At 71.3% G+C, this 22,661-nt stretch carries 20 protein-coding genes and 1 riboswitch; of the genes, 16 read left to right on the top strand and 4 right to left on the bottom strand.

Annotated features, from left to right (window positions below; all coding sequences use genetic code 11):
• The first annotated feature begins 46 nt into the window (after positions 1–46).
• Positions 47–143: riboswitch (TPP riboswitch) on the top strand.
• From thiM to ACI2K6_RS06915, 11 genes are all read left to right on the top strand, one after another.
• Complete coding sequence (thiM, locus tag ACI2K6_RS06965) at positions 126–953, top strand: hydroxyethylthiazole kinase (protein ID WP_274178288.1); 828 nt, start codon at positions 126–128, stop codon at positions 951–953. (Overlaps the previous riboswitch by 18 nt.)
• On the top strand, positions 950–1,630 hold the full coding sequence (gene thiE, locus ACI2K6_RS06960; RefSeq protein WP_282501993.1) for a thiamine phosphate synthase: 681 nt from the start codon (positions 950–952) through the stop codon (positions 1,628–1,630). Before thiM ends, thiE begins: the two co-directional genes overlap by 4 nt.
• Positions 1,627–3,129 (top strand): bifunctional hydroxymethylpyrimidine kinase/phosphomethylpyrimidine kinase, encoded by a 1,503-nt coding sequence (gene thiD, locus ACI2K6_RS06955; protein ID WP_282501994.1) that lies wholly within the window; start codon positions 1,627–1,629, stop codon positions 3,127–3,129. Before thiE ends, thiD begins: the two co-directional genes overlap by 4 nt.
• A gap of 9 nt (positions 3,130–3,138) precedes the next feature.
• The gene (locus tag ACI2K6_RS06950) at positions 3,139–4,191 is read left to right on the top strand and encodes a LacI family DNA-binding transcriptional regulator (protein ID WP_114589098.1); all 1,053 of its coding nucleotides are present in this window, start codon (positions 3,139–3,141) and stop codon (positions 4,189–4,191) included.
• A gap of 109 nt (positions 4,192–4,300) precedes the next feature.
• On the top strand, positions 4,301–5,632 hold the full coding sequence (locus tag ACI2K6_RS06945) for an extracellular solute-binding protein (protein ID WP_274178290.1): 1,332 nt from the start codon (positions 4,301–4,303) through the stop codon (positions 5,630–5,632).
• Complete coding sequence (locus ACI2K6_RS06940) at positions 5,629–6,600, top strand: carbohydrate ABC transporter permease (protein ID WP_274178291.1); 972 nt, start codon at positions 5,629–5,631, stop codon at positions 6,598–6,600. Before ACI2K6_RS06945 ends, ACI2K6_RS06940 begins: the two co-directional genes overlap by 4 nt.
• Entirely contained in the window at positions 6,597–7,514 is a 918-nt protein-coding gene (locus ACI2K6_RS06935) for a carbohydrate ABC transporter permease (RefSeq protein ID WP_274178292.1), read from the top strand. Before ACI2K6_RS06940 ends, ACI2K6_RS06935 begins: the two co-directional genes overlap by 4 nt.
• A gap of 58 nt (positions 7,515–7,572) precedes the next feature.
• Entirely contained in the window at positions 7,573–9,114 is a 1,542-nt protein-coding gene (locus ACI2K6_RS06930) for an alpha-N-arabinofuranosidase (RefSeq protein WP_282501995.1), read from the top strand.
• Between the two features lie 170 nt (positions 9,115–9,284).
• Positions 9,285–9,845 (top strand): thioesterase family protein, encoded by a 561-nt coding sequence (locus ACI2K6_RS06925; protein ID WP_112616269.1) that lies wholly within the window; start codon positions 9,285–9,287, stop codon positions 9,843–9,845.
• A 52-nt stretch (positions 9,846–9,897) separates the two neighbouring features.
• Entirely contained in the window at positions 9,898–13,593 is a 3,696-nt protein-coding gene (locus tag ACI2K6_RS06920) for a proline dehydrogenase family protein (protein WP_274178293.1), read from the top strand.
• Positions 13,594–13,629: 36 nt separating this feature from the next.
• Positions 13,630–13,911 carry a hypothetical protein gene (locus tag ACI2K6_RS06915; protein WP_274178294.1) on the top strand — a complete coding sequence of 94 codons (282 nt, stop codon included), beginning with the start codon at positions 13,630–13,632 and terminating at the stop codon, positions 13,909–13,911.
• 40 nt (positions 13,912–13,951) lie between these two features.
• Here ACI2K6_RS06915 and ACI2K6_RS06910 read toward each other — a convergent pair whose 3' ends face one another.
• Positions 13,952–14,509 carry a TetR/AcrR family transcriptional regulator gene (locus ACI2K6_RS06910; protein WP_274178295.1) on the bottom strand — a complete coding sequence of 186 codons (558 nt, stop codon included), beginning with the start codon at positions 14,507–14,509 and terminating at the stop codon, positions 13,952–13,954.
• A 49-nt stretch (positions 14,510–14,558) separates the two neighbouring features.
• On the opposite strand from ACI2K6_RS06910, the gene ACI2K6_RS06905 reads away from it, so the two are divergent.
• Positions 14,559–14,879 carry a hypothetical protein gene (locus tag ACI2K6_RS06905; RefSeq protein ID WP_404568317.1) on the top strand — a complete coding sequence of 107 codons (321 nt, stop codon included), beginning with the start codon at positions 14,559–14,561 and terminating at the stop codon, positions 14,877–14,879.
• Positions 14,880–14,912: 33 nt separating this feature from the next.
• On the opposite strand, the gene ACI2K6_RS06900 is transcribed toward ACI2K6_RS06905, so the two are convergent.
• A complete protein-coding gene (locus ACI2K6_RS06900; protein ID WP_404568316.1) occupies positions 14,913–15,803 on the bottom strand; it encodes an aldo/keto reductase in 891 nt (296 codons plus the stop codon).
• A gap of 206 nt (positions 15,804–16,009) precedes the next feature.
• Here ACI2K6_RS06900 and ACI2K6_RS06895 point away from each other — a divergent pair, with 206 nt between their 5' ends.
• The 4 genes from ACI2K6_RS06895 (at position 16,010) to ACI2K6_RS06880 (ending at position 20,662) form a co-directional block, all read left to right on the top strand.
• Positions 16,010–17,134 (top strand): aminotransferase class III-fold pyridoxal phosphate-dependent enzyme, encoded by a 1,125-nt coding sequence (locus ACI2K6_RS06895; protein ID WP_404568315.1) that lies wholly within the window; start codon positions 16,010–16,012, stop codon positions 17,132–17,134.
• A gap of 95 nt (positions 17,135–17,229) precedes the next feature.
• Positions 17,230–18,894 (top strand): circularly permuted type 2 ATP-grasp protein, encoded by a 1,665-nt coding sequence (locus ACI2K6_RS06890; protein WP_404568314.1) that lies wholly within the window; start codon positions 17,230–17,232, stop codon positions 18,892–18,894.
• Positions 18,888–19,820, top strand: coding sequence for an alpha-E domain-containing protein (locus ACI2K6_RS06885; RefSeq protein ID WP_112616285.1), 933 nt, complete (start codon positions 18,888–18,890; stop codon positions 19,818–19,820). Before ACI2K6_RS06890 ends, ACI2K6_RS06885 begins: the two co-directional genes overlap by 7 nt.
• Positions 19,817–20,662 (top strand): transglutaminase family protein, encoded by an 846-nt coding sequence (locus ACI2K6_RS06880; protein WP_112616287.1) that lies wholly within the window; start codon positions 19,817–19,819, stop codon positions 20,660–20,662. Before ACI2K6_RS06885 ends, ACI2K6_RS06880 begins: the two co-directional genes overlap by 4 nt.
• Here ACI2K6_RS06880 and ACI2K6_RS06875 read toward each other — a convergent pair.
• Together ACI2K6_RS06875 and ACI2K6_RS06870 are read right to left on the bottom strand one after the other, a co-directional pair.
• Positions 20,646–22,256 (bottom strand): DHA2 family efflux MFS transporter permease subunit, encoded by a 1,611-nt coding sequence (locus ACI2K6_RS06875; protein WP_404568313.1) that lies wholly within the window; start codon positions 22,254–22,256, stop codon positions 20,646–20,648. The genes ACI2K6_RS06880 and ACI2K6_RS06875 overlap by 17 nt on opposite strands.
• A gap of 103 nt (positions 22,257–22,359) precedes the next feature.
• Positions 22,360–22,581: a hypothetical protein gene (locus tag ACI2K6_RS06870; RefSeq protein ID WP_112616291.1), complete on the bottom strand. Its 222-nt coding sequence runs from the start codon at positions 22,579–22,581 to the stop codon at positions 22,360–22,362.
• Positions 22,582–22,661: the final 80 nt, after the last annotated feature.

Here is a 22,661-nt window from a genome sequence, read left to right as displayed (position 1 = left end):
GAAAAGCACAGCGGCCCAGAGCGTGCAAACCGGCCTGCTATGGTCGTGTTCCGACACGGGGTGCCCGCGACCGCGAGCTGAGATCAGACCCGTCGAACCTGCTCCAGTGCAATGCTGGCGAAGGGATGTCGAAAATGCGCGATGTCGTGCCCACCGTCCGAGGACCGGAAGCGGCGCTCCGAGCGCTGCGGGATGCCGCTCCGCTCACCCACTGCGTGACCAACGCCGTCGTCACCGGGTTCACCGCGAACGCGCTGCTCTCGCTCGGGGCGAGTCCGGCGATGGTCGACATCGAGGGTGAGGCGGGCATCTTCGCCGGCGTCGCCGACGGTGCCCTGATCAACCTCGGCACCCCGAATCCGCAGCAGCAGGCCAGCGCCCGCGAGATCGTGGCGGCGACGCGGCGCTGGGTGCTCGACCCCGTCGCGGTCGGGATGCTGCCGATCCGCACGGCCCTCGCCGCGGAGCTCGTCGCTGCTCGCCCCGCGATCATCCGCGGCAACGCCTCGGAGATCGCGGCGGTCGCCGGAACCGGCGCGGGCGGCCGCGGCGTCGACAGCATCGACGACCCGGACTCGGTGCACGCGGCCGCGGCGGCCCTGGCCCGCCGGTCCGGCGCGGTCGTCGCGGTGTCGGGCGCGACGGACCTCGTCACCGACGGAGAACGGGTCGCGCGGGTTCCCGGGGGAGACCCGCTGCTGACCCGGGTGACCGGCGGAGGCTGCTCGCTGGGCGCGACGATGGCGGCCTTCCTCGGCGTCGTCGAGCCCTTCTCGGCAGCCGTCGCAGCGTCGCTCGTGCACAAGCAGGCCGCCGAGGCTGCGGCATCCGTGTCGTCCGGTCCCGGCTCGTTCGCCGTCGCCTTCCTCGACGCGCTCGCGACGCTCGCTCCCGGCGACCTCGATGCCGCACGCGTCGCGACCCGCGCGATGGCGGCGGAGGGCGTCCGGTGACCCGCCGGGTCGACCTCGCCCTGCACCTCGTCACCGATGACCGGCTGAACGCCGACACGCTGCTGTCGATCGTCGACGCCGCCGTCGACGGGGGCGTGACGGTGGTGCAGCTGCGCGACAAGAGAGTGACCGCGGCCGAGCTGATCCGCCGCGCCCGGATGCTGTCGGATGTGATCGCGGGGCGGGTTCCGCTGCTCATCGACGACCGGGTCGACGTCGCCCTCGCCGCCATCGATGCGGGGGCCCGCGTGGACGGCGTGCATCTCGGTCAGAACGACATCCCGCCCACGACTGCGCGGCGAGTCCTCGGGCCGGACGCCGTCATCGGGTGGACGGCGAACACGGCGGCGCATCTGCAGGCCGCCCACGCGATGCCGGACGGCACCCTCGACTATCTCGGGGTCGGTGTGATCCGGCCGACGATCACGAAGGCCGATCACCCGCCCGCGCTGGGCATCGAGGGATTCGCGGAACGGGCCGCGGCGACGCCGCTCGCGTGCGTCGCGATCGGGGGCGTGGGTCCCGATGACGTCGCCGCCCTCCGCCGAGCGGGGGCGGCCGGGGTCGCCGTCGTCTCGGCGATCAGCGGTGCCGCGGACCCCGCCGCGGCCGCGCGCGCCTTCGCCGTCGCAGCGAGCGGGCGCGGTTCCGACACTGCGGACGGAGCGGTCCGGTGACCGCGGAGGCGCGGGCGCCGCGCGTGCCGCGGGTGCTGAGCATCGCGGGCACCGACCCGTCGGGCGGCGCGGGCATTCAAGCCGACCTCAAGTCGATCGCGGCGATGGGCGGCTACGGCATGGCCGTCGTCACGGCCCTCGTGGCGCAGAACACTCGTGGTGTGCGGGCCGTGCACGTGCCTCCGCCGGAGTTCTTGCGTACGCAGCTCGACGCGGTCGGCGATGACGTCGAGATCGATGCGATCAAGATCGGGATGCTGCATTCCGAGCCGCTCGTCGCGGTCGTCGACGACTGGCTGGCTCGGCGGGGCCATGACCTCGTCGTGCTGGACCCCGTCATGGTGGCCACGAGCGGCGATCGCCTGCTCGATCCCGCCGCAGAGGACGCGATCCGCGCCCTCTGCGGGCGCGCCGCCCTCGTGACGCCGAACCTCCCCGAGCTGGCCGTGCTCGCGGAGGAGCCGGTCGCACGCACGTGGCTCGCCGCCCTCGCCCAGGCACAGCGGTTCGCGCGCACATCGGGTGCGGCGGTGCTCGTCAAAGGCGGGCATCTCGACGGCGACGACTGCCCCGACGCGATCGTGACGCCGGACGGGGTCGCGGCGGAGGTGTCGCGCCGCCGCATCGCCTCGACCAACACCCACGGCACCGGGTGCTCCCTGTCGTCGGCGATGGCGACGCTCGGCGCGAGTGGCATCGGCTGGACCGTTGCCCTCGCGCGTGCGACCGAATGGTTGGCCGGTTCGATCACAGCGGGCGCGGCGCTCGGCGTCGGGCGAGGCAACGGCCCCGTCGACCACCTGCACGAGCTGCGCCCGCACCTCCCGTCGCCCGTGTCGTGGACAGAGCGCGCCTGGGCCGGCGCCGCTCCGCTCCGCGCCGCCGTCGACTCCTGCGCCTTCGTCGAGGGGCTGCGCACGGGAGAGCTCGATGAGCCGGTCTTCGCCTGGTACCTCCAGCAGGACGCGCTGTACCTCTCGGAGTACGCCCGTGTCCTCGCCCGAGCCAGCGCGCTCGCCCCGCGAGGCGAGGAACAGGTGTTCTGGGCGGAGGCCGCCGCCTCGGCGATCGCGGTCGAATCCGAGCTCCACCGCTCGCGGGTCGGCGCGGACGCCGCGGACCCTGCCGCCGCGACGCTCGCCTACACCGATCACCTCCACGCCGCATCCGCTCGCGGCTCGTACGGTGAGCTGGTCGCCGCCCTCCTGCCGTGCTTCTGGCTGTACTCCGATGTGGGCGAGCGATTCGCGGCGGCGTCGCACCCGCACCATCCGTATCGGGACTGGCTTTCGACCTACGCCGACCCCGCTTTCGCCGCATCGACCCGCGCCGCGATCGAGATCGTCGAGCGGGCGGCGGCGGACGCGTCGGCGGCAGAGCGCGCGCGGATGAGCGTCGCGTTCGCGCGATCGATGCGCCACGAGCTCGCCTTCTTCGAGGCGCCCATCGCAGCGCTGGCCGGCGCAACACGGGCGAGAGGGCCTGCGCGCGGGGCCTAGTCTGTGCTCATGCCGAAGGAGAGAGCCGGCCGAGCCACGATGAAGGATGTGGCGGCGCTCGCCGGGGTATCGGCGAAGACGGTCTCCAACGTGCTGACGGGCACTGCCGCGGTCCGGCCGCAGACGCAGCAGCGCGTGGAGTCGGCGATGCGCGAGCTCGACTTCGTGCCGAACCTCAGCGCCCGGGGCCTGCGGAACGGCCGCTCCGGTGTGATCGCCATCGCGCTCCCCGACCTCGCGACGGCGTTCTCCGCTGAGATGCTGCATCACCTCGTCGACGCGGCTCACCAGCGCGGCTACGCGGTCCAGATCGAGGAGACCGCGCTCGAGCCGGAGCGTGAGCGCGACCTCGTCTCGCGGGCGCGTCAGCATCTCGTCGACGGTGTCGTGCTCAACCCGATCCGCATCGAGGACAGCGTCGTCGATCGCGACGAACGGCTGCCGCCTGTCGTGCTGATCGGCGAGGTCGAGCAGCACGTCACCGACCGGGTGCTCGTCGACAGCCGGGGTGGCGCGCGCGATGCCGTGGCTCACCTCGTGGCGCGCGGGGCGCGGCGGATCGCCGCGATCGGCGGCGACGATCAGCCCGAGCTCGCCACGGCGACCAGTCGCCTGCGCCTCGCGGGCGTGCGCGACGGGCTCGCCGCGGCCGGGCTCGAGCACGACCGCCGCCGGGAGGTCAACCTGCTGCCCTGGAACATGGAGGCGGGCGCGCTGGGCGTGCGGACACTGCTCGATCGCGGGGTCGAGGTCGACGCCCTCCTCTGCTTCACCGACTCGATCGCCGTCGGCGCGCTGCACGAACTGGCGCGTGCGGGCATCCGGGTGCCGGAGGACGTGCTCGTGTGCGGCTTCGACGACATCGAGCAGTCGCGCTTCACGACACCGCAGCTGACGACCGTGTCCTTCGACCGGAACGAGTTCGCGCGTGCGACGATCGCGCTCCTCGAGGAGCGCATCGCGGCGCGCGACGTTCCGGTGCGAGCGGTGGCGATCGAGCACCGGGTGGTCGCTCGAGCGAGCACGGACGCGGTGCCGCGAGGCGTATCGCCCGGCCGCTGACCGTCGGCATCGACGACATCCGGATTTTCCTTGCGCATTGATTACATCGATGTAAAAGTATGAGGGTCCCTGGTTGTCACGATGTCGTGCCGTCACAAAGGAGTGACCGATGGCCCCACCCATAGAACTCAGCAGACGGCGATTCCTCACGGGAGCCGCAGCCCTCGCCGGAACCGCCTTCCTCGCCTCGTGCGCCGGTCTCCCCGGCGGCACGGGCGCCCGCACCCTCCAGTTCTGGCACCTGCTCTCCGGTGCCGACGGCGTGACGATGTCCGGGCTCATCGACGGCGTGAACGCGGCGCAGTCCGACTATCGCGTGCGTCCGACCGTGCTCGCCTGGGGTGAGCCGTACTACACCAAGCTCGCGATGGCGGCCGCGGGCGGGCGGGCGCCGGACGTCTCGGTCATGCACGCCTCGCGCGTCGTCGGCTATGCGCCGGGCGGGCTGCTCGACACGTGGGACACCGCGCGCCTGGCCGACCTCGGCGTCGACGCGAGCACCTTCACCGACGCGATCTGGCGCAAGGGCTTCATCAACGACGACCTCTACAGCGTCGCGCTCGACGCGCACCCGTTCATCCTGATGTACAACACCGACATCTGCGCCGAGGCGGGTGTGCTCGACAGCGACGGCAAGCTGCCGCCGATCACCTCGCCCGAGGACTTCCTCGAGCTCGGGCGAGCCGTGGCGGCCGTGTCGGAGTCTCACGGGCTGTCCTTCGGCTATCTCGGCGACGGCGCGCAGATGTGGCGCCTCTTCTACACGCTTTACACGCAGCACGGGCTAGAGATCGAGCTTCCCGAGGGCGGCAAGGCGGAGATCGACGAGGATGCCGCGGTCGCGGCGCTGACCTTCATGCAGCAGCTCCTCGACGACGAGATCGCGTCGCGCAGCGCCGACTACCAGAGCGCGATCGCCGAGTTCGCCACCGGGCGCAGCGGGCTCTTCCTCACCGGTGTCTGGGAGCTGCGCTCGATGCAGCAGCAGAACCTGCCGATCGACGCCGCGATCATCCCGCCCGTGTTCGGCACCCCGTCGGTCTACGCCGACTCGCACTCGTTCACCCTGCCGCACCAGAGCGCGCCCGACGAGGAGACCCGCGACCTCGTCTACCGCTTCGTCGCCGACATCCTGAAGGGGTCGTTCGACTGGGCCGGGGCCGGCCACATCCCCGCGTATCTTCCCGTGACGCAGTCGCCCGCCTACGCCGATCTGCTGCCGCAGGCGCACTACGCCGAGGCCGCCGAGCTCGTCCGGTACGACCCGCCGGCCTGGTTCACTGGCTCGGGCTCACGCTTCCAGGCCGACTTCGGCGCCGCGGTGCAGAACGTCCTGCTGCAGGGCGCCGATCCGGCCGCCGCGGTCTCCCGCTTCCGCGCGGGCGTCGACCTGCGCCTGCAGACGCCGAACCCCGCCGCACCGGACGGAGCCCGCGCATGACCCTCGACACCGGATCCGGCCGCGCCGGACTCGCCGACACCGCCGCGACGCGCACGATCGTCACCGGCGACCGCGCGGGGCGACGCCGGCACGCCGGCGACCGCGGCGAGCAGCGCATCGCCTGGACCTTCCTCGCGCCGTTCCTCGCCGCCTTCCTGCTCTTCCTCGTCTGGCCGCTCCTGCACGGGCTCTATCTGAGCTTCACCGATCAGTCGCTGACGGGCGCCGGCGGATCGTTCATCGGCATCGCGAACTACGTCGAAGCGCTCGGCGACCCCGTCATGTGGCGATCGCTCGGCAACACCGCCTGGTTCACGGTGCTCTCGACCGTGCCGCTGGTCGTCCTCGCCCTGGTCATGGCTCTGCTCGTGCAGCGCGGACTGCCCGGACAGTGGCTCTGGCGGCTGTCGTTCTTCATGCCCTATCTGCTCGCCTCCACGGTGATCTCGCAGATCTGGGTGTGGATCTTCAACCCGCAGATCGGCGCGGCCAACGGCATCCTGGAGGCGTTCGGTCTCGAGCCGATCGCGTGGCTGCAGAACCCCGACACCAACATGCTCGCGATCGTCGTCGCGACGGTGTGGTGGACGATCGGCTTCAACTTCCTGCTCTACCTCGCGGCCCTCCAGAACATCCCCGAGACGCAGTACGAAGCGGCGTCCATCGACGGCGCGGGGGAGTGGCGCAAGCTCTTCTCGATCACGATCCCGCAGCTGGGCCAGGTCACCGTGCTCATCGTCATCCTGCAGGTGCTGGCGTCGCTGAAGCTGTTCGACCAGGCGTACCAGATGCTCGGAGGAATCGCGAGCGAGACCACCCGCTCGATCGTCCAGTACATCTACGAGTCCGGCTTCGTCGGGTACCGCTTCGGCTACTCGGCGGCGATCTCGTACGTCTTCTTCGCCGTGATCGTGCTGATCGGCGTCATCCAGGCCCTCGCCACCCGTCGCCGGAAGGAGCACTCATGAGCGCCGCCACCGCCAGCTCCACGGCCACGCGCGCCGTCGTCGCCCCGGGGGTCGCCCCCGATCCGCGGAGCCGCAAACCCGGTCAGCGCCGGTTGAGCGCGCTCAACATCGTCGCGTTCGTCGCCCTCGCCCTCCTGGCGATCGGGTGGCTGCTGCCGTTCCTCTGGGCGGTCGCGACCGCCTTCAAGACCGAGACGGATGCCGCCTCCGGCGCCGGCGGCTGGATCGGCGAGAGCGGGCCCACGACGGAGGCCTTCACTTCGATCCTCTCGCAGGGCAACGTGTGGGTCTGGGCCGGCAACAGCCTCTGGACCTCCGCCGTGATCACCCTGCTCACCGTCGCGATCTCGGCCGTGGCCGCGTACGCGTTCTCACGGCTCGAGTTCCGCGGCAAGAAGTTCCTCTACGGCGCGGTCATCGCCTCGATCGTCATTCCGCCGCAGGTGCTGATCATCCCGCTGTTCTACGAGATGCTCGCCTTCAACCTCGTCGACACCCCGTGGGGCCTGATCCTGCCGCAGGTCGTCGCGCCGGCGATGGTGTTCATCCTCAAGAAGTTCTTCGACCAGGTGCCCATCGAGCTCGAGGATGCCGCGCGGGTCGACGGCGCCGGACGCTTCCGGGTGTTCTGGTCGATCGTGCTGCCGCTGTCGCGGCCCATCCTCGGTGCCGTCGCGATCTTCGTGTTCATCGGCGCGTGGAACAACTTCCTCTGGCCGTTCCTCATCATCAACGACACGACCCTCATGACCCTGCCGGTGGGACTCCAGACCGTGATCAGCGCCTACGGCGTGCAGTACGCGCAGGTCATGGCTCAGGCCGTCCTCGCCTCGGTGCCGCTGATCATCGTCTTCCTGGTGTTCCAGAAGCAGATCGTCCGCGGCGTCGCCACGACCGGCTTCGGCGGTCAGTGACCGGCGCCGCCCGGCACGCGTCGTCCGCATCCCCTCACCCCGAAAGAACAGGAGCATCATGCCCCGCGCCCGCATCGTCCTCGATCGCGACTTCACCGTGGCCGACGTGCCGCGCCGCCTCTTCGGCTCGTTCGTCGAGCACATGGGCCGCTGCGTCTACACCGGCATCTACGAGCCGGGTCACCCGCAGGCCGACGAACGCGGCTTCCGTCGCGACGTCCTCTCGCTCGTGAAGGAGCTGGGCGCCACCGTGATCCGCTACCCCGGCGGCAACTTCGTCTCGGGCTACAACTGGGAGGACGGCGTCGGGCCGGTCGCCGACCGTCCGCACCGGCTCGACGGCGCCTGGCACACGGTCGAGACCAACGCGTTCGGGCTCCACGAGTTCGTCGACTGGGCGCGCGAGGCCGAGGTCGAGGTCATGGAGGCGGTCAACCTCGGCACGCGCGGTGTCGACGAGGCCCGCGCGCTCGTCGAGTACGCGAACCACGCCGGCGGCACGTACTGGTCGGACCTGCGTCGCCGCAACGGGGCCGCAGCACCCTTCGACATCCGCCTCTGGTGCCTCGGCAACGAGCTCGACGGCCCGTGGCAGATCGGCCACAAGACCGCGCACGAGTACGGCCGGCTCGCGCAGGAGACGGCGAAGGCGATGCGCCTGGTCGACCCCGACATCGAGCTCGTGGCGGTGGGATCGTCGAACCGGCAGATGCCGACCTTCGGCTCGTGGGAGCACACGGTCCTCACGCACGCGTACGACGAGGTCGACTACATCTCGATGCACGCCTACTACCAGGAGGACGGCGGGGACGCGGCATCCTTCCTCGCCGAGGCCGTCGACATGGACGCCTTCATCGACGGCGTCGTCTCGACGATCGACGCGGTCAAGGCTGCGGGCAAGCATCGCAAGCAGGTCGACATCTCGTTCGACGAGTGGAACGTCTGGTACCAGCGGGGCCTCGACACCGAGGACCAGCCGCACATCGTCTCGGCGGCGAAGGAGTGGCGCGCCCACCCGCGCCTCATCGAGGACACCTACAACGTCACCGACGCCGTCGTGGTCGGGACCTTCCTGCACAGCCTGCTGCGCCACGGCGACCGCGTGCGCATCGCCAACCAGGCGCAGCTGGTCAACGTGATCGCACCCATCCGCTCGGAGGAGGGCGGGCCGGCCTGGCGGCAGTCGATCTTCTGGCCGTTCGCCCGCATGTCGCAGCTGGCGCAGGGGCGCGTGCTGCGGCTCGCGATCGACTCCGATCAGACGCCGACGGCGAAGTTCGGCGACGTGGATGTCGTCGACGCGGCCGCGACGTGGGACGAGGCGACCGGCCGCGTCGCACTGTTCGTCGCCAATCGCTCGCTCGAGTCCGAGACCGAGGTGTCGCTCGAGCTGCGCGGACTCGGGGCGTCGGGCGTCGTCTCGGCCGAGGTGCTGACGGTGCCCGAGGGCGGCGACCGGCGGTCGGCCAACACCGAGCACGACCAGGATGCCGTCGGCCTCGTGCCCCTGCGCGGCGTCGGACTCGACGAGGGCACGCTGCGGGCGACCCTGCCCGCGCTGTCGTGGGCGGTGATCGTGCTCGACACCGCCCGCGCCTGACCGCGCGTCGCGTACGTCGGAGAATCGCGCGTACGTCGGACGGATCCCGCGAGATCCTCCGATGTTCGCGCGATTCTCCGTTCCTGCGCGCGGGGCGGCGGGCGCGGAGTTGTGGAAGGCGCACAACGGATGCGGGTGGGGGCATGGGGCATCCGATAGCGTCGGCCCTCGTGAACGTGTGGCTCCGGACCCTGCTGACGATCTGGCGAGCGAAGCGACAGCTGCGCAGGAACGGCCCGCGGCCGCTTATGGCGGTCGGCCGGGTGAAGCTCCGGACGCTGCCCACCGACATCGATCTGCTCGGGCACATGAACAACGGGCGGTACGCCTCGCTGTTCGACCTCGGCCGGTTCGACCTGCTGGTGCGCAACGGCATCTGGGACACCTTCCAGGAGAAGGGCTGGTACGGCGTCGTCGCGAGCAGCACGATCACCTTCCGGAAGTCGCTGAACCTCTGGCAGCGCTTCACGATCGAGACGCGCCTGCACGGACACGACGACAAGTCGGTGTACATGGTGCATCGTGCGGTCGTCCGCGGCGAGGTCTACGCCGAGATGCTGGTGCGTTCGCGGTTCCTGCGTCGCACGGGCGGCATCGTGCCGCTCGACGAGCTGTTCGCGGTGCTCGGCCGGCGCGACGATCTGCCCGAGCTCGAGCCGTGGATGACCGAGTGGGCTGCGGCGACCGCTCTGCCGTCGACGCGTGCCGAGGCGCCCAGCGTCTGGGAGTGATCCCCGGGCGAGGCGCCGCCCTTCGAGAGCGCTTGCGACATAGGCTGACGGCATGTCCGACACCGTTTCGTCCGGCACCACCCCGCCGGGCTTCCCCGCCGACGATTCCCTCGCCCATCAGGCGGTGGACCTGGCCCAGAAATGGGTGCACACGTCGGCCGATTTCCCCGCGGATGCCGCAGCGCAGCGCCTCGCGGGAGTCCTTCGCGACCCGAACGGCCTGCCGTTCACGATCGGTTTCGTCGACGGGGTCATGCGCCCCGAGAGCGTGACCGCCGCCGCGACCCGACTGCACCACGTCGCCCCGCTGGTCCCGGAGTTCCTGCCCTGGTATCTCCGCGGTGCCGTGCGCATCGGCGGCGCCGTGGCCCCCGTGCTGCCGACCCCGGTCGTGCCGATCGCGCGCACGGCACTGCGCGAGATGGTCGGGCACCTGGTCGTCGACGCGCGACCGCACAAGCTCGGCCCCGCCATCGCCCGCATCCGCGAGTCCGGAGCCCGCCTCAACCTCAATCTCCTCGGCGAGGCGGTGCTCGGCGAGGAAGAAGCACGCCGCCGGCTCGAAGGCATCCACGAGCTGATCCGCCGGCCCGACGTCGACTACGTCTCGGTGAAGGTCTCGGCGATCGTCAGCCGCATCTCGATGTGGGCGTTCGACGAGGTCGTCGCCGATGTCGTCGAGCGGCTGCTGCCGCTCTACCTGAGCGCGGCTGAGGACGGCACCTTCATCAACCTCGACATGGAGGAGTACCGCGACCTCGATCTCACGATCGCCGTCTTCACCCGCATCCTCGAAGATGAGCGGCTGCGGGGGCTCGAGGCCGGGATCGTGCTGCAGGCCTATCTGCCCGACGCCGCCGACGCCCTCGACGAGCTGACCGCCTGGGCGCAGGCCCGCGTCGCGGCCGGTGGAAGCCGCATCAAGGTGCGGCTGGTCAAGGGCGCGAACCTCGCGATGGAGCGCGTGGACGCCACGATCCACGGCTGGCCGCTGGCGACCCACGCGAGCAAGCTCGACGCCGACGCGATGTACCTGCGATGCCTCGACCGTGCCCTGCGCCCCGAGCGGAGCGCCGCGGTGCGGCTCGGCGTCGCCGGGCACAACCTCTTCGACATCGCCTACGCCTGGCTGCTCGCCGGCGAGCGCGGTGTGCGCGATGACATCGAGATCGAGATGCTCCTCGGCATGGCGCAGGGTCAGGTCGCCGCGGTCACGGCCGACGTGGGCCACGTGCTGCTGTACGTCCCGGTCGTCCGCCCCGACGAGTTCGACGTCGCCATCAGCTACCTCGTGCGGCGGCTCGAGGAGAACGCCTCGAGCGAGAACTTCCTCTCGGCGGCGTTCGACCTCGCGACCGAGGCGAGCCTGTTCGAGCGCGAACGCGACCGGTTCCTCGCCTCCCTCGAGCGCGCGGCCGACCCGGCTCTGCCCAGCGGGCCGAACCGCACGCAGGACCGCACGATGTCGTTGCGGCCCATCGCGCCGCAACGCATCACGCGCGACCCCGCCGAGGGCGACGACGGGCTGACGCAGGCGGTGCTCGGCATCGCCGACGCCGCGGGCCGGTCCGACGAGACCACGGCTCTGGGCGAGCCCGACGATGTCCTGTTCGGCGGTGAGCACTTCGTCGAGACCGCCGTCTACGCCCCGCGCGAGACGCGCCGGGCCCCGGCGCTCGGAGCGCCCGGGTTCGCCAACACTCCCGACTCCGACCCCGCGCTCGCCGTCAACCGGGAGTGGGCCCGCGGCATCCTGTCGCGGATCGAGGGCAGCACGGCCGGTGACGAGACGATCGCCGCCGCCCGGGTCGATGACGCGGGAGAGCTCGATGGAATCGTGGCGCGTGTGGGATCGGCGGCATCCGCCTGGGGCTCGATGGCCGCGGCCGACCGCAGTGCGGTGCTGCTCGCCGCCTCGCGCGCACTCGAATCACGTCGGGCCGAGCTCATCGAGGTCGCCGCATCCGAGACCGGCAAGGTGCTGGCCGAAGCCGACGTCGAGGTCAGCGAAGCGGTCGACTTCGCCGCCTATTACGCCGCGACGGCGCGCGAGCTCGATCGGGTCAGCGGCGCCGTCTTCGAGCCGGCGTCGGTCACGGTGGTCGCTCCGCCGTGGAACTTCCCGCTCGCCATCCCCGCCGGCGGCGTGCTCGCGGCCCTCGCCGCCGGATCGGGCGTCGTCTTCAAGCCCGCTCCGCAGGCCCGTCGCTGTGCGGCGGTCGTCGCCGAGGCGCTGTGGGATGCCGGGGTGCCCCGCGATCTCCTCGCGCTCGTGGACATCGACGAGGGCGATCTCGGCCGCCGGCTCATCACCCACCCGTCGGTCGACCGCGTCATCCTCACCGGCTCGTGGGAGACGGCGGCGCTGTTCCGGTCGTGGCGGCCCGAGCTGCCGCTGCTTGCCGAGACCAGCGGCAAGAACGCGATCATCGTCATGCCCTCCGCCGACCTCGATCTGGCGGCGTCCGACCTGATCAAGAGCGCCTTCGGTCATGCGGGTCAGAAGTGCTCCGCCGCGTCGCTCGCGATCCTGGTGGGGCCGGTCGGGCGGTCGAAGCGGTTCGCGCGTCAACTCGTCGACGCCACGCGGTCGCTGCGGGTCGGACCGCCCACCGATCCCCGCAGCGAGGTCGGGCCCGTGATCGAGCCGCCGCAGGGCAAGCTCGAATGGGCTCTCACCTCACTCGAGGAGGGTGAGCGCTGGCTCGTCGAGCCTCGTCCCCTCGATTTCGGTGACGCGACCGCTGGGCGCTTCTGGTCTCCGGGCGTGAAGGTGGGGGTGAGCGCCGGGTCGCGCACGCACCTCGAGGAGTTCTTCGGACCCGTGCTCGGCGTCATGCACGCGCGCACTCTCGACGAGGCGATCGAACTGCAGAACGCGGTCGCCTACGGTTTGACCGCGGGCCTGCACACCCAGGACGCCGCCGACCTGGCGACCTGGCTCGACCGGGTCGAGGCCGGCAACCTCTACGTCAACCGCGGCATCACGGGGGCCATCGTCCAGCGTCAGCCCTTCGGCGGCTGGAAGCGGTCGTCGGTGGGCGCAGGCACGAAGGCCGGCGGACCGAACTACCTCGTCGGGCTCGGTTCCTGGCGTGCGTCGAACGGCTCGGCATCCAGCACGCTGCATCTGCGCGGTCTCGACTCGCGCATCACGACCATCATCGAGTCGGCCCAGCCCACCCTCGACTACGAATCGTTCGAATGGCTGCGGCGCGGCGCGCTCTCGGATGCCGTCGCCTGGGACCGCGAGTTCGGCCAGGTGCGCGACGTGTCCGGCCTCGGCGTCGAGCGGAACCTGTTCCGGTATCGCCCGGTCGACGTGGCGGTGCGAGCGTCGTCGGACGCGACCTGGCAGGCGGTGCTCCGCGTGCTCGTCGCGGGCGTGCGGGCCGGATCGGCCGTGACGCTGAGCTCGCCGGTCGGTCTTCCCGCCGACGTGCGGCGGGCGCTCGGCGAGGTCGACATCGCGGTCTCGGTCGAGACCGACGGCGAATGGCTGCAGCGCATCGCCGCCCCCGAGCGTCGACCGGGACGCATCCGCCTGGTCGGCTCGCGTGAGACGGTGGCCGAGCTGCGGACGGCCATCGCGGCAGCGACCGAGGGAGACCCGGATGTCGCCGTCTACGCCGACGAGGTCACGACCGCGGCGCGGATCGAGCTGCTGCCCTTCGTGCACGAGCAGTCCATCACGATCACCGCGCACCGTTTCGGCAATCCCGACGACTGGTCCGAGGCGGTCATCTGACGTGCGGCCGCGGTGCCGTCTCGGTAGCGTGGCGGGATGACGGATGACGCAGCCGCTGCACCCACGCTGATCCTCGCCCGCCTGTCGGTCGAGCGCGAGTCGCTCCTCGGTGGCCTGTTCATCGGGCTCGGGGCGGTGGCGCTCGCGATCACCGTCATCGCGCTGGCGCTCTCGCCGGGGCTCAACCTGCCCGTGCTCGTTGGTGTCGGCGCGGGAACGGTGCTGCTCGTCCACGGCATCCTGCGCCGCTCGGCTGCCGCCCGTGCCGCGGCCGCCCTCGACCGGCTCGAGTCCGCTCCGGCCTCCGTCTCTCGCTGAGCCGAGCCGAGCCGAGCCGAGCTGAGCGCTGCTCGGCGCCTCAGACGAAGGCGGCGAGTACGGCGTCGACGTGGGCGTCGAGCGACGCGGCCGCCGGCTCGGGGTCGAGGCCGAGGAGGCGTCGACGGTGCGGTTCGCCGAGCAGGGCACCGAACAGATGCTCGGCGCGACGGTCGTCGCCGTCCAGGTGGGACGCGAGGTAACGCTGCGCCGCGATCGGGCCGGCGTCGTAGAACGCACGCGAGACCGCGGGGTCGTCGAGCGCGACCGCGACGGCCGCGCGGTGCAGGCCGATCGCACGGTCGGCGAACAGCGCCGTCGCGATGAGTGTGCAGGCGTGCCGGAGGTCGCGGGCCGCGACATCGAGGTAGCCGTGCACATCGGTCACCGCGGCGCCCAGCAGCGCCGACTTGTCGCCGATGCGTTCGTAGATCGTGCGTTTGGTCACGCCCGCCTGCTGCGCGATCGCGTCGAGCGAGGCGGCGTGGAAGCCGACCTCGACGAAGACGTCTGCCGCCACCGCGACGATGCGGGCGTCGCGCGCGGCCTGTTCATGGGCGGGCGGGCGGCCGCGGCGTCGATCTCCGGTCGAGGGCATGACGACAGGCTAGCAGAATGATACGGTGGCGTTTCATTAAGGAGGCGCCATGGACGAGATCGTCTGCCACATCGCGATCGCCGATGACTGGGGCATGAGCCGCAAGTTCGGCGAGTACGAGGTCGCGACGCGGGGCGTGCCGTGGGAACCGGGCGAGTACATCCGGGCCTGCGACCCCGCCGACGTCGCCGACGTCGTCGCAACCGTCTACGCCGACGTGCGGCTGCCGCTCCTGCGGATCGACTGCAGCGTCGCGGGCCTCGCGCGCCACGGCGTCGAGGTGACGCGGGTCGACGGGCGGCCCCGCATCCACGGGCCGATTCCCATGAACCCGGATGCCGTCGTCGGCGAGCATCCGCTCACGGCCTGAGATCGCCTCGGGCCGTGAGCGGCGTGCGCCGGATCAGGCGTCGATGCCGACCGAGTGCGACAGGCGTGCGCGCTCGTCGCCCGAGAGCTCGAGGTGCACGGCCTTCGCGCTGTCGACGATCGACGCGGCGCGGCGCGCTCCCGGAATCGGGATGACGGTGTCGCTGAGCCCCAGCTCCCACGCGAGCACGACCTGCTGCGGGCTCACGTCGTGGGCGCGGGCGACCTCGCCGAAGACCGCGAAGCGATCACCGATCGACCGTGCGCCACCGCCCGTTCCGCCCAGGGGGCTCCACGGGAGGAATGCGATGCCGCGGTCGGCGCAGTAGCGCAGCTCGTCGTAGCTGCCCGGATGCCGCGGCGAGAACTCGTTCTGCACGCTCGCGAGGTTGCCCTCGCCGAGCACCTGCTGGGCGATCTCGATCTCCTCGACGCTGGCGTTGGAGATGCCGATCGCGCGGATCTTGCCCTCCTGCTGCAAGGTCTTGAAGTTCTCCATGACCTCGCCGTAGACCATCCAGCGGTCGGGGCGGTGGTACTGGTAGAGGTCGATCACGTCGACTCGGAGCGCCCGGAGCGAGGCCTCGACCGCCTTCCGGAGGTAGTCGAGCGAGCCGTCCCGGCCCCACTTCTCGCCGTCGCTGCGGGTGATGCCGCCCTTCGTCGCCACCACGATCTGAGAGCGGTCGCCGCCCCACGTGGCCAGAGCCTCGGCCATGATCTCCTCGTTGTGCCCCATCGTGTCCCAGCTCGGGGCATAGATGTCGGCGGTGTCGAGCAGGGTGATGCCCGCGTCGAGCGCGGCGTGCACCGTCGCGACGGCATCCTTCCGGTCGGGGATCTGCTTGTCGTTGTTCATCGAGACGGGCATCCCGCCCAGGCCGATGGCCGAGACGGTGAACGGTCCGAGGGTGCGCTGCTGCATGGGTCTCCTTCGACGATTCGCGGTGGTGTGGCTCCAGCCTGTCAGGCGCGACGACGAACGGGCAGGACCTTGCGCAATCGGGTCAGGGGGCTACCGCGGGTCGTCGTCGCAGTCCTCAGCGGCCCCAGAGCGTGCCGGGGGAGAATGGATGCCGGCCGCGCGGCGACCCGCCGCCGCGTGCGCGACCGCCGAAGCCAGGAGTCCGAATGACGATCGCCGACCACCACCCGACGCCGGACGCGAACAACATGGACAGCGCGAAGCGCGCTCTCGCGGGAGCGCCGCCGCTCCTGCCGGTCATGGTCGCGACGGGCGAGGGAGCGTGGGTGACCGACGTCGAGGGGCGCCGATACCTCGACCTGACCGCCGATCCGGCGCTCACCTTCGGGCACCGCCATCCCGCTCTGCTCGCCGTCGCCACCGAGCAGCTGGGCCGATTGACCAGCACGAGCACCGTCGTCGCCGACGACCGCGCCGACGGATTCGCCGACGCGCTGGCTGCGCTGCTGGGGGCTGAGGCGGTGCTGCCGGCCGCCACCGGACGGGACGCACTGCGCGCCGCCGTCGAGGCGGCGCTCGGCGCAGCGCTCCGGACGACCGTCGTGGTCGCGGCGGGCTCCCACCCCGAGCTTGCGGCGTCGGGTGCTGTCACGGTGCCGTTCGGCGACATCGACGCGCTCGCCGCGGCGCTCGACGACACGGTCGCCGCCGTCGTCCTCGAACCCGTGCAGGCCGCGGCGGGGGTGGTCGGCGCGCCCGCGGGATACCTGGAAGCCGCACGGCAGGCGACCGCCGATCGCGGGATCGCCCTGATCCTCGACGAGACGCGCAGCGGCCTCGGCAGGCTCGGCGACACCGTCGCGCTCGCGGGGACGGGAGCGGCGCCCGACCTCCGTGTGATCGGCCCGGCGCTCGGCGGCGGCATCGTCCCCGTCGCCGCCGTCGTCGGGAGTCGCACGCTGCTCGGTGAGGCCGCCGACCCGGCATCCGTGTCTCCGCTCGCGAGCGCCATCGCGCACCGCGTGGTCGAGATGATCGAGGCGGGCGAGGTGCAGAACCGGGCCCGTGCTCTCGCCGAACATCTCGCCGGACGCATTGAGGCCCTCGTCGGGGCGGGCGCGGTGGCCGTCCGGACCGCGGGGGTCTGGGCGGGCGTCGACGTCGACCCGACGGTCGTCACCGCAGCCGAGGTCGCCCGGCGCCTCGTCGCGCGCGGCGTCCTCGTCGATGTCGTCGGCGACGCGACGATCGTGCTGGTTCCGCCGCTGGTCATCCGGGCGACCGAGCTCGACTGGGCGATCGAGCAGCTGCGCGTCGTGCTCGCGGCCTGATCCCGCCGGCCCGGCCCGCGCGCCGGATGTCAACACGGCGGGGGAAACAGGTCGGGAAATACTGACGCAACACAGCCCGGATTAGGCTCGCATCCATGGGTGACCTCTTCGACGGATACGGCTCGACGCTGACGCCGCGCAAGACCGTATCGGGGGTGCCGCCGTACGACGAGATGTTCGAGGTCTCGGGCACGATGCCCGCCCCCGGCAGCTCGCGCGCGGCGTACCGCGAGCTGTATCAGGCGCTCGCGCAGATGACCCAGGAGGAGCTCCGCGGCCGCACCGAATCGCTCGCGAGCTCGTACCTCGCGCAGGGCGTCACGTTCGACTTCGCGGGGGAGGAGCGCCCCTTCCCGCTCGATGCCGTTCCCCGCGTCATCGACTACGACGAGTGGTCGCACGTCGAGTCGGGCGTGAAGCAGCGCGTGCGTGCGCTGGAGGCCTTCCTCGACGACGCCTACGGACATCAGTTCTGCGTCCGCGACGGCGTGCTGCCCGCGAAGCTCATCGCCTCGTCGCAGTACTACTACCGTCAGGCGGCCGGCATCCGCTCCGCCAACGGCGTGCGCATCCAGGTCTCGGGCATCGACCTCATCCGCGACGAGCACGGCGAGATGCGCGTGCTCGAGGACAACGTGCGCGTCCCCTCGGGGGTCAGCTACGTCATCTCGAACCGCCGCGTCATGGCGCAGACCCTGCCCGAGCTGTTCGTCTCGATGCGGGTCCGACCCGTCGGCGACTACCCGAACAAGCTCCTCCAGGCCCTGCGGGCCTCCTCGCCCCCCGGAGTCGACGACCCCAACGTCGTCGTGCTGACGCCGGGCGTCTACAACTCCGCGTACTTCGAGCACACGCTGCTCGCGCGTCTCATGGGCGTCGAGCTCGTCGAAGGCCGCGACCTGGTCTGCTCGGGTGGCAAGGTGTTCATGCGCACGACCCGGGGTCCGCAGCGCGTCGACGTCATCTACCGCCGAGTCGACGACGACTTCCTCGACCCGCTGCAGTTCCGTGCCGACTCCATGCTCGGCGCCCCGGGCCTCATGCTCGCCGCACGCCTGGGCAACGTCACGATCGCCAACGCCGTGGGCAACGGCGTCGCCGACGACAAGCTGCTCTACACCTACGTGCCCGACCTCATCCGGTACTACCTCGCGGAGGAGCCCATCCTCAAGAACGTCGACACCTGGCGGCTCGAGGACCCGGGCGCGCTCGAAGAGGTGCTCGACCGGCTCGACGAGCTCGTCGTGAAGCCCGTCGACGGGTCGGGCGGCAAAGGACTCGTCGTGGGCCCGGACGCTTCGCCCGCCGAGCTCGAGAAGCTGCGCAAGAAGCTGCTGGCCGATCCGCGCGGGTGGATCGCGCAGCCCGTCGTCATGCTCTCGACGATCCCCACGCTCGTCGAGGACGGCATGCGCCCCCGCCACGCCGACCTGCGCCCGTTCGCGGTCAACAACGGCGAAGAGGTGTGGGTGCTGCCGGGCGGCCTCACGCGCGTCGCGCTGCCGGAGGGGCAGCTCGTCGTCAACTCCAGTCAGGGCGGCGGATCGAAGGACACGTGGGTCGTCGGCGGTGAGGCGCCGCGCACGGTCGAGTACAGCCAGGGCAACCTCGCCGGCCTCGTCGCCGATCAGGCGTCGACGCAGGCGATCCCGATTATCTACGACGAGCAGGACGAGCCGGCCCATTCGCCGCAGGACCACCCCGGCGGCCTGAGCGAGCAGCAGGAGCAGCAGCAGCAGACCGGAGGTGCGACGTGCTGAGCCGCATCGCCGAGAGCCTCTTCTGGATCGGACGCTACATCGAGCGGAGCGACGGCACCGCCCGCATCCTCGACGTCCACCTGCAGCTGCTGCTCGAGGACCCCTGGATCGACGAGGACACCGCCTGCCGGTCGCTCCTGTCGGTCATGGGGTCGTTCCCGCCCGAGGGGCTCGATACCGTCACCCGTCAGGACGTGCTGACCCGGCTCGCGGTCGACCGCACCAATCCGTCCAGCATCGCGTACTCGCTGCAGTCGGCGCGCGAGAACGCCCGCCGCGCGCGCGAGATCGTCTCGACCGAGCTGTGGGAGACCCTCAACACCACCTACTCGCGGATGCCGCGGCGACTCAACGCCGAGAAGGTGCACGAGTTCTTCCACTGGGTGCGCGAGCGCGCGGCGCTCGCCGTCGGGGTCACCGACTCGTCGACGAGTCGCGACGAGGCCTGGCAGTTCTTCACGCTGGGCCGCTCGATCGAGCGCACCGACATGACCGCGCGGCTGCTCGCGACCCGCTCGCTGACGGAGGAGTCCGGCCCCTCGTGGACGACGATCCTCCGCTCCTGCGGTGCGTACGAGGCGTACCTGCGCACGTATCGCGGGATGCCGAGCGCGCGCAACGCGGCGGAGTTCCTGTTGCTCGACCGTCTCTTCCCGCGTTCGATCATCCACTCGATCCAACGTGCCGAGGAGTGCATGAGCGCGATCGACCCCGTCGCCGACCGGGTGGGGCACTCCAATGCGGTGCTGCGGGCCCTCGGCCGTATCCGCAACGACCTCGAGTACCGGCCGCTCGGCGAGATCCTCTCCGAGCTGCCCGAGCACATGGACAACGTGCAGAAGGTGACCCGCGAGGCCTCCGAAGCGATCCGCGGTCGATTCTTCCCCACGGCGGCGGAACCGAACTGGATCGGAGAGACCTCGTGAAGCGTCTGCGCATCGAGCACGCGACCGGATTCACCTATCCCGGCGACGTCGCCGCGTCGTACAACGAGGCGCGGATGCTGCCGGGCTCGACCGACAGCCAGTTCGTGCTGAGTTCGCAGCTCGACATCGACCCGACGACGGCCGTCAACCACTACGTGGACTACTTCGGCACCCGGGTCGCCGCGTTCGACGTGCTCGCCGCGCATCACGCGCTGTCGATCACGGCCCGCTCGCTGGTCGAGGTTCGGCCGCGCCCCATCGAGCACCGGCAGATCTCGTGGGAGGAGCTCGCCGCGGAGACGGAGCGCTCGATCCACACGGTTGAACAACTCGGGCAGACGGCGCGCACGGCGCCGCATCCGGAGGTGGTGGCGCTGGCGCGCGAGATCGCGGCGTCGCACGACGAGCCGGGGCCGGCGGCCCACGCGATCGCGATCGCGATCGGGGATGCCGTCGAGTACATGCCCGGCGTCACCGGGGTGCACTCCACCGCCGCGGAGTCGTGGCCCCAGCGCACGGGCGTGTGCCAGGACATCGCGCACATCACGCTCGGCGCTCTGCGGAGCGTCGGCATCCCGGCGCGGTACGTCTCGGGCTATCTGCATCCCGATCCCGACGCTCAGGTCGGCGTGCCGGTGACGGGCGAGTCGCACGCGTGGATCGAGTGGTTCGCCGGTGACTGGCAGGGCTTCGACCCCACCAACAACGTCGAGATCAGCGACCGGCACGTGCTGGTCGGGCGCGGCCGAGACTACAACGACGTCCCGCCGCTGCGCGGGGTCTTCGCGGGCCCGTACAAGAGCGCTCTGCACGTCACGGTGACGATCACGCGCGAGGCGTGACCTCCGCGGCATCCGCTTCGACCGGCTCGCGGCGGGCGCCCCGGCCGAGGGATGCCGTCGCCGCGAGGCCCAGCACGAGGAAGCCGGCCGCGGCGAAGCTCGCGGCGCGCGTACCGTCGGAGAGGGCAGCCTTCGCGTCGGTCGCGACGTCGGCGGTCTGCGGCGAGGCCTCGAGGCCCGCGATCGCGCCGCCCGCGCTCTCGACGACCGCGCTGACGACCTGATCGCGCTGCTCGGCGGGGATGCCGCGATCGTCGAGCTTGGCGGTGAGGGCGCCGGAGGTCGTCGAGAACAGGATGGTCCCGAGGATCGCGATGCCGAGCGCGGCGCCGAGCTGGCGTGCGGTGGACTGGGTTCCGGACGCCTGCCCTCCCTCGGCGACGGGGACATCGGCGAGGACGACGCCGGTGAGCTGCGCCGTCGCGAGGCCGACGCCGATCCCGTAGACGAACAGCGCCGGGACGAGCGGGCCCCACGTCGCATCGGGGGCGATGACGAGGGCCACGCCGACGACGCCGACGATCTCGGCGGCCAGGCCCGCGCGAACGATCCAGACCGGCGAGACCTTGCCCGACAGGGCGCCGGCGAGCCCGCTGGCGACGAACGAGCCCGCGGCCAGGGCGAGCAGCACGAGGCCCGTCTGGACCGCCTCAAATCCGAGCGCGAACTGCAGCCACAGGGGAAGGGCCAGGATGATGCCGAACTCGCCGAGCGCGACGACGAGGGCGGCGAGATTGCCGTTGCGGAACGACGGGATGCCGAAGAGCCCGAAGGCCAGAAGAGTGGGCTTGCCGACCCGGCGACGGCGCACGCCCCAGGCGATGAAGACCGCGATCGTCACGGCGGAGACGGCGAACGCGATCGGGACCGGGGAGAGGTCCCATGGCCACGACGCACCGAAGAGCTCGGGCCGCTGGTCGACCGTCCACCAGCCGTAGGTGCGTCCCTCGATGAGGCCGAACACGAGGGTGCCCATGGCGATGACCGACAGGACGGCTCCGACGACGTCGACGCCTGCGGCGCCGCCGCGCGATTCCGCGACCGTCAGCAGGACGCCCACGACGATGAGGATGCCGAGGGGGATGTTGATGCCGAAGGCCCAGTGCCACGAGAACGTCGTGGTCAGCCAGCCGCCGAGCAGCGGCCCGACGGCGGCCATGCCGCCGATCGTCGAGCCCCAGACGGCGAAGGCGATGCCGCGCTCGCGGCCGCGGAACGTCGCGTTCAGGAGCGAGAGGGTGGTCGGGAGGATCATCGCGCCGCCGACGCCCTGAACGAAGCGGGCGAGGATGAGCAGGTCACCGCTCGACGCGAGCGCCGCGCCGACCGAGGCCAGCGCGAAGACGACGACGCCGGTCAGCAGCATCCGTCGTCGACCCACCCGATCGGCGACGCTGCCGAAGACGAGCAGCAGGGAGGCGAACACGAGGGTGTACGCCTCCTGGACCCACTGCACCTGAGTGGAGGTGATGCCGAGGTCGTCGACGATCGAGGGGACGGCGACGTTGACGATCGTCGAGTCCACGATGATGAGTGCGACGGCGATGCTGATGAAGACGAGTCCCGCCCACCGGCGGCGTGCCGAAGTTTCCATGATTGCTAGAATAGCTAGCAAAATTGCGGACACAAGATGAGGTTCGCGCAGCGCGAAAACGGCCGGTCCCGCGGGGAACCGGCCGTCTCGATGGAGAAGTGGATCAGGCGGGCGGGTCGCCCGGGTCGAGGGTCTTCAGCATGTCCTCTTCGGCGGCGTTGTCGGCCGTGAGCTCGTCCTCGGTGGTCTCGTCGCCGCCTCGGGGCGCGTCATCGGTGATCGACTGCTCGGCGCTGGGATCGTCGAGGTGACGGTCGCCGGTGGGCTCTTCGGAGGGGATCGCGCTGTCGCCGGCGCCGCCGGCCGGGGTGTCGTGGCTGCTCATGGCCGCGACGTTACGCGCGCGGTCGCCGCGCGCGGCACCCCTTGACACGCGATCCGGCCGTGGTGCCGATACATCCGTCG

The organism is Microbacterium sp. NPDC006705 (assembly GCF_044903545.1).
GTDB classification, from domain to species: domain Bacteria; phylum Actinomycetota; class Actinomycetes; order Actinomycetales; family Microbacteriaceae; genus Microbacterium; species Microbacterium plantarum.
The sequence above is the reverse complement of the archived record's forward strand: the minus strand, read 5'-3'. Positions and strand labels throughout refer to the sequence as shown.

What these genes read in the sequence shown, in the direction of transcription:
- ACI2K6_RS06875 (WP_404568313.1), bottom strand. Translation starts at nt 22,256, where the DNA reads ATGGAAACTTCGGCACGCCGCCGGTGGGCGGGACTCGTCTTCATCAGC.
- thiM (WP_274178288.1), top strand. Translation starts at nt 126, where the DNA reads ATGTCGAAAATGCGCGATGTCGTGCCCACCGTCCGAGGACCGGAAGCG.
- ACI2K6_RS06930 (WP_282501995.1), top strand. Translation starts at nt 7,573, where the DNA reads ATGCCCCGCGCCCGCATCGTCCTCGATCGCGACTTCACCGTGGCCGAC.
- ACI2K6_RS06890 (WP_404568314.1), top strand. Translation starts at nt 17,230, where the DNA reads ATGGGTGACCTCTTCGACGGATACGGCTCGACGCTGACGCCGCGCAAG.
- ACI2K6_RS06870 (WP_112616291.1), bottom strand. Translation starts at nt 22,581, where the DNA reads ATGAGCAGCCACGACACCCCGGCCGGCGGCGCCGGCGACAGCGCGATC.
- ACI2K6_RS06915 (WP_274178294.1), top strand. Translation starts at nt 13,630, where the DNA reads ATGACGGATGACGCAGCCGCTGCACCCACGCTGATCCTCGCCCGCCTG.
- ACI2K6_RS06900 (WP_404568316.1), bottom strand. Translation starts at nt 15,803, where the DNA reads ATGCAGCAGCGCACCCTCGGACCGTTCACCGTCTCGGCCATCGGCCTG.
- ACI2K6_RS06935 (WP_274178292.1), top strand. Translation starts at nt 6,597, where the DNA reads ATGAGCGCCGCCACCGCCAGCTCCACGGCCACGCGCGCCGTCGTCGCC.
- ACI2K6_RS06940 (WP_274178291.1), top strand. Translation starts at nt 5,629, where the DNA reads ATGACCCTCGACACCGGATCCGGCCGCGCCGGACTCGCCGACACCGCC.
- ACI2K6_RS06920 (WP_274178293.1), top strand. Translation starts at nt 9,898, where the DNA reads ATGTCCGACACCGTTTCGTCCGGCACCACCCCGCCGGGCTTCCCCGCC.
- ACI2K6_RS06945 (WP_274178290.1), top strand. Translation starts at nt 4,301, where the DNA reads ATGGCCCCACCCATAGAACTCAGCAGACGGCGATTCCTCACGGGAGCC.
- ACI2K6_RS06905 (WP_404568317.1), top strand. Translation starts at nt 14,559, where the DNA reads ATGGACGAGATCGTCTGCCACATCGCGATCGCCGATGACTGGGGCATG.
- ACI2K6_RS06895 (WP_404568315.1), top strand. Translation starts at nt 16,010, where the DNA reads ATGACGATCGCCGACCACCACCCGACGCCGGACGCGAACAACATGGAC.
- ACI2K6_RS06910 (WP_274178295.1), bottom strand. Translation starts at nt 14,509, where the DNA reads ATGCCCTCGACCGGAGATCGACGCCGCGGCCGCCCGCCCGCCCATGAA.
- ACI2K6_RS06950 (WP_114589098.1), top strand. Translation starts at nt 3,139, where the DNA reads ATGCCGAAGGAGAGAGCCGGCCGAGCCACGATGAAGGATGTGGCGGCG.